Origin of the sequence: Methylobacterium longum (genome assembly GCF_022179385.1) — a bacterium.
In the GTDB taxonomy this organism is placed as follows: Bacteria; Pseudomonadota; Alphaproteobacteria; order Rhizobiales; family Beijerinckiaceae; genus Methylobacterium; species Methylobacterium longum.
In genome coordinates this window covers 1-9372 of sequence record NZ_BPQS01000085.1, presented here as the reverse complement: position 1 = coordinate 9372, position 9372 = coordinate 1, and the positions used below count along the sequence as shown (strand labels likewise).

Here is a 9372-nt window from a genome sequence, read left to right as displayed (position 1 = left end):
CGTCGCCGGGTTCCAGAACATCGACGACACACCACCCGAACCCGAAGCCGCCCCCGCCCAGGCCAGACCCTGCGCCTGCGTGCTCTGCTCCCGGATCCCAAAGGCGCCGGCAGACGATTCGGTCACGCCACAGACCAAGGCAAGCAGTGCCGCCGTTCCGGTGCGAACGCGAAAGCTGAACATCATGCCCAATTCCTTAGATCTGCAGATTCAATCCACGAGGAACGATCAATTTCGCTGATTCTGGAACGAACAGCCGCGAACGTCGGAGGCTGGACAGATCCCAGCTGGAGCCATGACGTACGGGGACATCGTCGCCCGCGAGATCGGCACCATGACCTATACGTCATGAAGGTGACTTAAGCGGCAGAAAACTGCAAGCTGACGGCGCGGCGTTTCTCGGTGCAGTCCGGCCGCTTTCGGCACGCGACGCGACGGGTGTGCTCTTTCCGCACCATCCGCCGCAATGCCGTGACGCACAGGGTCCTGACCGCGCCCCGGCGGGTCCGCCGAGGCGGTCGCGCCGAGGCCCTTGTTGCGGCGAGGCCCTTGTTGCGCCGAGGCCTTTGCGGCGGGGCCCTCCGGCCCCGACCGGGCAACCCGGCCGGCGAAGGAGCGCGCACGCCCGCGATACGTTTTGGGCTCGGCTCTCCCGAAACGACGCGACGGCCCTCGCGGGCGGCGCTGCGCCGCGGCCGAATCCCTGCGCCCGACGCTCCGCACCGGGCGGGCTTGCATGACCATGACCTAATGGGCTACTAGCTGACGTATACGTTAATCCTGGCCTGCCCAAGAGAAGCGCTTCCGAGAGAGCGCTGCAGGAAAGGGGGGAGCATGTCGGCCATCCACACCGGTGGCGGCTGCATCGAAGCAGCCGCGTTCTCTCGACCACGTCAGCCGGACGCGGAATCGGACACCCTGCCGGATCTCCTTCACCGGAGCGTGCAGCGCTTCGCGGACAGGCCGGCGCTGGAGTTCTGCGGGCGGGTCTGGAGCTATCGCGAGGTCGGTGCGCTGACCGATCGGGTGGCGGCGGGCCTCGCCGGGCTTGGGGTCGGGCGCGGTGTCCAGGTCGGCCTGTGCCTGCCCAACACGCCGTACTCCGTGATCTTCTACTTCGCGGTCCTCCAGGCCGGCGGGACCGTCGTCAACTTCAACCCCCTCTACACGTCGCGGGAATGCGCGACGCAGATCCGCGACTCGGGCACGACGATCATGGTCGTCTCGGACATCGCCCGGATCTACGATCCGGTCGCCGCGGTGGCCGACGAGGCGGGGCTCCGCCATCTGGTCGTCTGTCCGCTTGCCGACATGCTGCCCTTCGGCCGCGGCCTGCTCTACCGCCTGTTCAGGCGGACTGAGACCGCGCAGGTGCCGGCGGACGCGCGGCACGTCCCCTGGGCCAAGCTGCTCGCGGGCGCCGGCGGGCCGGGTGGGCGGGCCGCCCTGCGCCCCGACGATGTCGCGCTGCTGCAATATACCGGCGGGACGACCGGAACGCCCAAGGGGGCGATGCTCACCCATGCCAATCTCGCCGGCAACGTCCGCCAGCTCGCCCCGCTGATCCGGCAGGCGGGGTTGCGGGACGGGCACGAGCGCGTGCTGGCCGTCATCCCGTTGTTCCACGTCTTCGCCATGACGGTGGCGATGAACCTCGCGATCAAGATCGGGGCGCAGATCGTCCTCGTTCCGCAGTTCAAGATCGATCAGCTCCTCGCCACCATCGCCCGCACCCGGCCGACCTTCTTCCCCGCGGTCCCGACGATCTTCGGAGCCGTCAACAAGGCGGCGGAAACCGCGAAGGTCGACCTGCGCTCGATCCGGCTGTGCATCTCGGGCGGCGCGCCGCTGCCGGCCGAGATCGGCGCCCGCTTCGAGGCGCTCACGGGATGCCGATTGTCGGAGGGCTACGGGCTGACGGAGAGTTCGCCGGTCGTCTGCGTCAATCCGTTCGATGGCCGACGCCGCGCCGGCTCGGTCGGCCTGCCGCTGGCCGATACGGCGATCGAGATCCGCGACCCGCACCACGCCGATCGGCTCATGCCCCCCGGCACGAAGGGCGAAGTCTATATCCGGGGTCCGCAGGTCATGGCCGGCTACTGGCGCCGTCCGGCGGACACGGCCGAGGTGCTCGTCGACGGCGCGTTGAGGACCGGAGATATCGGCTACCGCGACGCGGACGGGTTCCTGTTCCTCGTCGACAGGATCAAGGATCTCATCCTCTGCGGCGGGTACAACGTCTATCCGCGCCAGATCGAGGATGCGCTCTACGAGCACGAGGCCGTCGAGGAGGCGGTCGCGATCGGCATCCCCGACGCGTATCGCGGCGAGAGCCCCAAGGCCTTCGTGAAGCTGCGCGCCGGGCATGCCACGACGCCGGAGGCGCTTCGGACCTTCCTGGCCGAGCGGCTCTCGAAGATCGAGATGCCCCGGGACATCGAGATCCGGACGAGCCTGCCGAAGACCGCGGTCGGCAAGCTGTCGAAGAAGGAACTGGTCGCGGAGGCGCGCGACCGAGCCGGCCCAACGGCCATGGACAGGCGGGCCTCGGCATGACGTTGACGCTCCGCATACTCCAGGAATACGGTGGCCTCCCTTTAGAGAAGGCCTTCTGTGTCCGACACACTGTATACCGTGACCCGACTCGCCCAGGAATTGGGGGTCACGGCGAGGACGGTCCGTTTCTACGAGGACAAGGGGCTTCTCAACCCGCAGCGAGCCGGGAACACGCGCATCTTCGCGCATCGCGACAAGGTGAGGCTGATCCTCATTCTGCGCGGCAAGCGACTGGGTTTCTCGCTGCGCGAGATCAAGGACTATCTCAATCTCTACGACGTCGATCCGACGCAGAAGGAGCAGTGGCGCGACCTTCTGAAGAAGATCCAGGGCCGGATCGATCATCTCGTCGAGCAGCAGAAGGCCCTCGTCGAGACCCTGGGCGAGCTGGAGAAGCTCAAGCTGTACGCGCTGACCGCCCTCGACGGCTCCGAGCCCGCCCAGGCACGCCGCGCGCGCTAGGGCCGTTTCCGGCCGCGTCGCCGCGGTACAGAGCGGCCGCCGACCGGGTATCCGGGGGGCCGTTCCCACCCTTCCCCCTCATCCTCAGGTGCCGGCGCGGGGCGCCGGCCTCGAAGGCGATCGCCAGGGATCGCGCGGCCGGCTGGCGGGCTCCGTCGGGCCCCCCTGCGCGCGCGGCTCGGGGTGCGGGAATCGGGCCGGAAGGCCGCCCTCCCGAGATGGGCCGGCCTGGCTGTGGCGCGTCACGCGTGGGAACGGCCCGCGGGCCCCGTCTCGACCCGCGCGCGCGCGCTGAACCGGCCTCCATCCCGGCGGACGGGCGCGTCCTCACAGACAGGCGCCCCCCATCCGCGCCGGCCCCGGCCGCGCGGCAAGCGCGCCGGGCGGCCGCTCACCTCGTCCCGCCTTCCCGCACGCGGCGGTCGGCGCCGCCCGCCCCCCTTCGTGATCGTTCCGAGAGGACAGCATGACCGACGTCGTCATCGCGGGCTACGCCCGCTCGCCCTTCACCCTGGCGAAGAAGGGAGGCCTCGCCCGGGTCCGCCCGGACGACCTCGCCGCGCAGGTCGTGCGCAGGCTCGTCGCCGAGGCCGGCATCGCGTCCGCGGACATCGAGGACCTGATCGTCGGCTGCGCCTTTCCCGAGGGCGAGCAGGGCTTCAACGTCGCCCGGCTGATCGGGATGCTCGCCGACCTCGACCTCAGCGTCGGCGGCGTCACCGTGAACCGCTTCTGCGGCTCCTCGATGCAGTCGGTCCACATCGCCGCCGGGCAGATCATGCTCGGGGCCGGCGAGGCCTTCCTGTGCGCGGGCGTCGAGAGCATGAGCCGGGTGCCGATGATGGGCTTCAACCCGATGCCGAACCCGGCGCTCCACGCGAAGCGCCCCGGCGCCTACATGGGCATGGGCGACACCGCCGAGAACGTCGCCCGCCGCTGGCAGATCACCCGCGCCGACCAGGAGGCCTTCGCGGTACGGAGCCACCGCAAGGCGGCGCAGGCTCAGGCCGAGGGGCGGCTCGCGGCCGAGATCGTGCCGATCCTCGCGAAGGGCGGCACCGTGGAGGCCGACGGCTGCATCCGCGCCGATGCCAGCGCGGAGGGGCTCGCCGCTCTCAAGCCGGCGTTCCAGCAGGACGGGACGGTGACCGCCGGCACCTCGTCGCCGCTGACCGACGGCGCCTCGGCGGTGCTCGTCTGCAGCGAGGCCTATGCCCGCCGCGCCGGCCTCACGCCGCTGGCGCGGATCGCCGCCATCGGCGTCTCGGGCTGCGAGCCCGAGATCATGGGCATCGGGCCCGTCGCCGCCTCGCGGAAGGCGATGGCGCGGGCCGGCATCACGGCCGACGCCCTCAGCGTGGTCGAACTGAACGAGGCCTTCGCGTCCCAGGCGCTGGCCTGCATCCGCGACCTCGGCCTCGACGAGGCGGCCGTCAACATCGACGGCGGCGCCATCGCGCTCGGCCACCCGCTGGGCGCCACCGGCGCCCGCATCGTCGGCAAGGCGGCCGCGCTGCTCGCCCGCGAGGGGGGCCGCTTCGCGCTGGCCACCCAGTGCATCGGCGGCGGCCAGGGAATCGCCACCCTCCTGGAGCGCGTGTGACGATGACCCAGATCCGCAAAGTCGCCGTCATCGGCGCCGGGGTCATGGGCTCCGGCATCGCCGCCCACATCGCCAATGCCGGCGTGCCGGTGCTCCTGATAGACATCGTGCCGGAGGGCGCCGCCGACCGGAACGGCCTCGCCGCGGGCGCCATCGCCCGGATGCTCAAGACCGAGCCGGCGCCGTTCATGGCGCCGCGCGCCGCCAAGCTGGTGGAGGCGTTGAACGTCGAGGACCATCTCGACCGGCTCCGTGAGGTCGACTGGATCATCGAGGTGGTGGTCGAGCGCCTGGAGGCGAAGCGGGCCCTCTACCGGCGCATCGACGCGGTGCGCCGGCCGGGCACAGCAATCTCCTCCAACACCTCGACCATCCCCCTCGACGCGCTGGTGGAGGGGATGCCGGAGGCGTTCGGCCGCGACTTCCTCATCACCCACTTCTTCAACCCGCCGCGCTACATGCGGCTGCTCGAGGTCGTCACCGGCCCGCGGACCGATCCGGCCCTGGCCGCCACGGTGGCGGATTTCGCCGATCGCAGGCTCGGCAAGAGCGTCGTGCGCTGCAAGGACCGCCCGGGCTTCATCGCCAACCGGCTCGGCATCTTCTGGATCCAGAACGCCATCGCGGCGGCGGACGACCTCGGCGTGCCGGTGGAGGAGGCGGACGCGGTGATGGGGCGCCCCTTCGGCATCCCCAAGACCGGCGTGTTCGGCCTCGTCGACCTCGTGGGCCTCGACCTGATCCCGCACACCACGCAGAGCCTGCGGGCGGCCCTGCCGGCGGAGGATGCGTTCCACGCCACCTTCCGCGAGATGCCGCTGATCACCAAGCTGATCGCGGAGGGGCATACCGGCCGCAAGGGCAAGGGCGGCTTCTACCGCCTGAACCGCGCCGGCGGGCAGAAGACCAAGGAGGCGATCGATCTCGGGACCGGCGCCTACCGGCCTTCCGCCAAGGCGGACCTCCCCGCCCTCAAGGAGGCGAAGGCCCCCCGCGCGGTGCTGGATCTGCCCGGCCGCGTCGGCGCCTACGCCTGGGCGGTGATCGGCCCGACGCTCGCCTATGCCGCCGGCCTCCTCGGCGAGGCGAGCGACGAGATCGCCGCGATCGATGAGGCCATGCGCCTCGGCTACAACTGGAAATGGGGTCCCTTCGAGCTGATCGACCGGATCGGCGGGGCCTACGTGGCCGAGCGGCTGGCGAGGGACGGCCATGCCATCCCGCCGATCCTCGCCGGGCTCGACGGCAAGACCTTCTACCGGGTCGAGAACGGCCGCCGGCAGGTCCTTCGGGCCGGGGGCGAATACGAGGATGTCGTCCGCCCCGAGGGCGTGCTGCGGCTGGAGGACATCAAGCTCGCCGCGCAACCGCTCCTCAAGAACGGCTCAGCCGCCCTGTGGGACATCGGCGACGGCGTCGTGTGCTTCGAGTTCACCGCGCAGGGCAATGCCCTCGACGAGCAGATGATGATCCTGCTCGGGAAGAGCATCAAGCTCGTCAAGGACAAGTACAGGGCGCTGGTGGTCTACAACGAGGCCCCCAACTTCTCGGTCGGCGCGAATCTCGGTCTCGCCCTGTTCGCCGCCAACATCGCCGCCTGGGGCGAGATCGAGAAGCTCGTCGCGCTGGGTCAGCAGACCTACAGCCAGCTGAAATACGCCCCGTTCCCCGTGGTCAGCGCCCCCGCCGGCATGGCGTTGGGCGGCGGCTGCGAGATCCTGCTCCACAGCGACGCCGTGCAGGCCCATGCCGAGAGCTATATCGGCCTCGTCGAGGCCGGCGTCGGCCTCGTTCCGGCCTGGGGCGGCTGCAAGGAGATGCTGGCCCGCTGGCAGTCGTCGCCGACGCTGCCGAAGGGGCCGATGCCGGCGACCGCCCAGGTGTTCGAGACGGTCTCGACCGCCACCGTGGCCAAGTCGGCGGACGAGGCCCGCGACCTCCTGTTCCTGCGCCCGGGCGACGGCATCACCATGAACCGCGACCGGCTGCTCGCCGACGCCAAGGCCAAGGCCCTGTCCCTGGTCGAGGGCTACGCGGCGCCCAAGCCCGTGACGCTGACGCTTCCCGGCCCGTCGGGGGCGCTGGCCCTGCGCATGGCCGCCGAGGGCTTCGCCCGGCGGGGCATCGCCACCCCGCACGATCTCGTGGTGGCGGGGGAACTCGCCGCGGTGCTCTCCGGAGGCGCGGCCGACAGCCTCGATCCCCTCGACGAGGCGGCGCTCCTCGACCTCGAACGCGACAGCTTCATGCGCCTGGTGCGGACGGAGGCGACCCTCGACCGGTTCGAGAGCGTGATCGAAACCGGTCGGCCGGTGAGGAACTGACGCGATGCAGACCTACAAGGCTCCCCTGCGCGACATGCGCTTCGTGCTGCACGAGCTGCACGCCGACCCGGAGGCCCCGGTCCTGCCGGGCCTGGAGGATTTCACCCCCGATGTCGCCGACGCCATCCTGGAGGAGGCGGCAAAGTTCTGCACGGAGCGGCTGCTGCCGCTGAACGCCTCCGGCGACGCCGAGGGCTGCCATTTCGAAAACGGCGCGGTCCGCACGCCGAAGGGCTTTCCGGAGGCCTACCGGGCGTTCCGGGAAGGCGGCTGGACCGCGATGGGCGCCGATCCGGCCTATGGCGGCCAGGGCCTGCCGGCGGGCATCAACAAGCTCGTCGAGGAGATGATCTGCTCGACCAACTTGTCCTTCGGGCTCTATCCGGGGCTCAGCCACGGCGCCTACAGGGCGCTGGCAGACCACGCGTCGGAGGACCTGAAGGCCGCCTACCTGCCCAAGCTCGTCGACGGGACGTGGTCGGGCACGATGTGCCTCACGGAGGCCCATTGCGGCACCGATCTCGGCCTGCTGCGCACCCGCGCGGTGCCGCAGGAGGACGGCTCCTTCAAGGTGACCGGCTCGAAGATCTTCATCTCGGCCGGCGACCACGATCTCACCGAGAACATCATCCACCTCGTGCTGGCGAGGCTCCCGGACGCACCGAAGGGCGTGAAGGGGATCAGCCTGTTCCTCGTGCCGAAATTCCTGCCCCGGGCGGACGGAGCCCCGGGAGAGCGCAACGGCGTCACCTGCAGCGCCCTCGAGCACAAGATGGGCATCAAGGCGTCGGCCACCTGCCAGATGTCCTTCGACGACGCCACCGGCTGGCTGGTCGGCGAGCCCCACAAGGGCATGCGCGCGATGTTCACGATGATGAACAGCGAGCGCCTGTCGGTGGGCATCCAGGGGCTGGGGGCCGGCGAGGCCGCCTATCAGGGCGCCGTCGCGTATGCCCGGGAGCGGCTCCAGGGCCGCTCACTGGTCGGGACCAAGCGTCCGGACCTGCCCGCCGACCCGATCATCGCCCATCCGGACGTGCGGCGGATGCTGATGACGATCCGCGCCTACAACGAGGGCTGCCGGGCGCTCGGCGCCTGGGTCGCCCGCAGCCTCGACGCGCTGGAGCGCCACCCCGACCCCGCCGAGCGGCGCCGGGCGGAGGATTTCGCCGCGCTCATGACGCCGGTGGTGAAGGCGCTGTTCACCGACCTCGGCTTCGAGGCGGCGAGCATCGGCCTGCAGGTCTACGGTGGCCACGGCTTCATCCGCGACCACGGCATGGAGCAGTACGTCCGCGACGCCCGGATCTCGATGATCTACGAGGGCACCAACGGCGTGCAGGCCCTCGACCTCGTGGGCCGCAAGCTGCCGGCCCATGCCGGACGCCTGCTGCGGAGCTTCTTCCATCCGGTGCTGGCCTTCCTCGACGCCGCGATCGAGGACGACGACCTGTCGCCGCTCGCGGAGCCGCTGGCCAAGGCTTTCGGCGCCTTGCAGCTCGCCACGGCCCACATCGCCCGGCGGGGCCTCAAGGACCCGGAGGAGGCGGGCGCGGCCGCCACCGAGTACCTGCGGCTCTTCGGACTGGTCGCGCTCGGCACCATGTGGCTGCGCGCGGCCAAGATCGCCCAGGCGGCCCTCAGGGCCGGCACCGACGAGCGCGACTTCTACGAGGCGAAGCTCGTGACGGCCCGCTTCTACATGGAGCGCATCCTGCCCCAGGTCGCGGGCCTGCTGACGGCCGTGAAGGCCGGCAAGGGCGCGATGATGGCGCTCGACGAGGCGATGTTCTGACGGGAAGCCCCGCGCCCTGCCGGCACCCGGCTCCGCCCGACCTCGGGGTCCCCCGCGGAGCTCGGGCGCGCTCGGGATGGGGCGGGGCACGTGGCGGCCCGGTCATTCCCGCGGCAACGACGGAGGAGAGCGATGGCGGATCTCGAGCAGGTGATGGAGGCGATCGAGGAACGGTCCGCGGTGCTCAGCACGCTCGGTTACCGGGTCCGGTTCGATCTCACCGATGGCGGCAGCATCCTGGTGGACGCGACCGGCGGCGGCGTGAGCGTCTCCACCGGCGAGGCCGGCGAGGCCGGCGAGGCCGTTACGGTGATGAAGCTGAGTTCCGACAACCTGCTCAAGCTGGTGCGGGGCAAGCTGAGTCCGATGATCGCCTTCTCCACGGGCCGCCTGAAGGTGCAGGGCTCGCAGGGCGTGGCGATGAAGCTCGCCGGCCTGCTCGAGTGACGCGCCCGCGCGGGACGTGATTCCGGCCGCCAGCGCCGGCGGGCGGCCATCGGAGGTCCATCAGGAGAGGTCGGATGAAGGTTCTGGTGCCTGTGAAGCGGGTGGTGGACTACAACGTCAAGATCCGTGTGAAGGCGGACGGCTCCGGGGTCGAGCTGGCGAACGTGAAGATGTCGATGAACCCG

The 9372-nt window shown here is 70.7% G+C and carries 6 protein-coding genes and 2 pseudogenes; 7 read left to right on the top strand and 1 reads right to left on the bottom strand.

Annotated elements, in window-relative coordinates; genetic code table 11:
• Window positions 1-186, bottom strand: a pseudogene (locus MFF58_RS30530) (outer membrane protein transport protein); the annotation flags it as partial.
• Between the two features lie 648 nt (window positions 187-834).
• On the opposite strand from MFF58_RS30530, the gene MFF58_RS30525 reads away from it, so the two are divergent.
• From MFF58_RS30525 to MFF58_RS30495, 7 genes and pseudogenes are all read left to right on the top strand, one after another.
• Window positions 835-2556 carry a long-chain-fatty-acid--CoA ligase gene (locus tag MFF58_RS30525; RefSeq protein WP_238293912.1) on the top strand — a complete coding sequence of 574 codons (1722 nt, stop codon included), beginning with the start codon at window positions 835-837 and terminating at the stop codon, window positions 2554-2556.
• Between the two features lie 57 nt (window positions 2557-2613).
• The gene (locus tag MFF58_RS30520; protein WP_238293910.1) at window positions 2614-3018 is read left to right on the top strand and encodes a MerR family transcriptional regulator; all 405 of its coding nucleotides are present in this window, start codon (window positions 2614-2616) and stop codon (window positions 3016-3018) included.
• 466 nt (window positions 3019-3484) lie between these two features.
• Window positions 3485-4621 (top strand): thiolase family protein, encoded by a 1137-nt coding sequence (locus tag MFF58_RS30515; protein WP_238293908.1) that lies wholly within the window; start codon window positions 3485-3487, stop codon window positions 4619-4621.
• Between the two features lie 2 nt (window positions 4622-4623).
• Entirely contained in the window at window positions 4624-6945 is a 2322-nt protein-coding gene (locus MFF58_RS30510; RefSeq protein ID WP_238293906.1) for a 3-hydroxyacyl-CoA dehydrogenase/enoyl-CoA hydratase family protein, read from the top strand.
• A gap of 4 nt (window positions 6946-6949) precedes the next feature.
• Complete coding sequence (locus MFF58_RS30505; protein WP_238293904.1) at window positions 6950-8740, top strand: acyl-CoA dehydrogenase C-terminal domain-containing protein; 1791 nt, start codon at window positions 6950-6952, stop codon at window positions 8738-8740.
• A gap of 132 nt (window positions 8741-8872) precedes the next feature.
• A complete protein-coding gene (locus MFF58_RS30500) occupies window positions 8873-9187 on the top strand; it encodes an SCP2 sterol-binding domain-containing protein (protein ID WP_238293902.1) in 315 nt (104 codons plus the stop codon).
• Between the two features lie 74 nt (window positions 9188-9261).
• Window positions 9262-9372 (top strand): annotated as a pseudogene (locus MFF58_RS30495) (electron transfer flavoprotein subunit beta/FixA family protein); the annotation flags it as partial.

Coding starts and splice junctions, on each gene's coding strand:
- MFF58_RS30505 (WP_238293904.1), top strand. CDS start 6,950: ATGCAGACCTACAAGGCTCCCCTGCGCGACATGCGCTTCGTGCTGCAC.
- MFF58_RS30510 (WP_238293906.1), top strand. CDS start 4,624: ATGACCCAGATCCGCAAAGTCGCCGTCATCGGCGCCGGGGTCATGGGC.
- MFF58_RS30515 (WP_238293908.1), top strand. CDS start 3,485: ATGACCGACGTCGTCATCGCGGGCTACGCCCGCTCGCCCTTCACCCTG.
- MFF58_RS30500 (WP_238293902.1), top strand. CDS start 8,873: ATGGCGGATCTCGAGCAGGTGATGGAGGCGATCGAGGAACGGTCCGCG.
- MFF58_RS30525 (WP_238293912.1), top strand. CDS start 835: ATGTCGGCCATCCACACCGGTGGCGGCTGCATCGAAGCAGCCGCGTTC.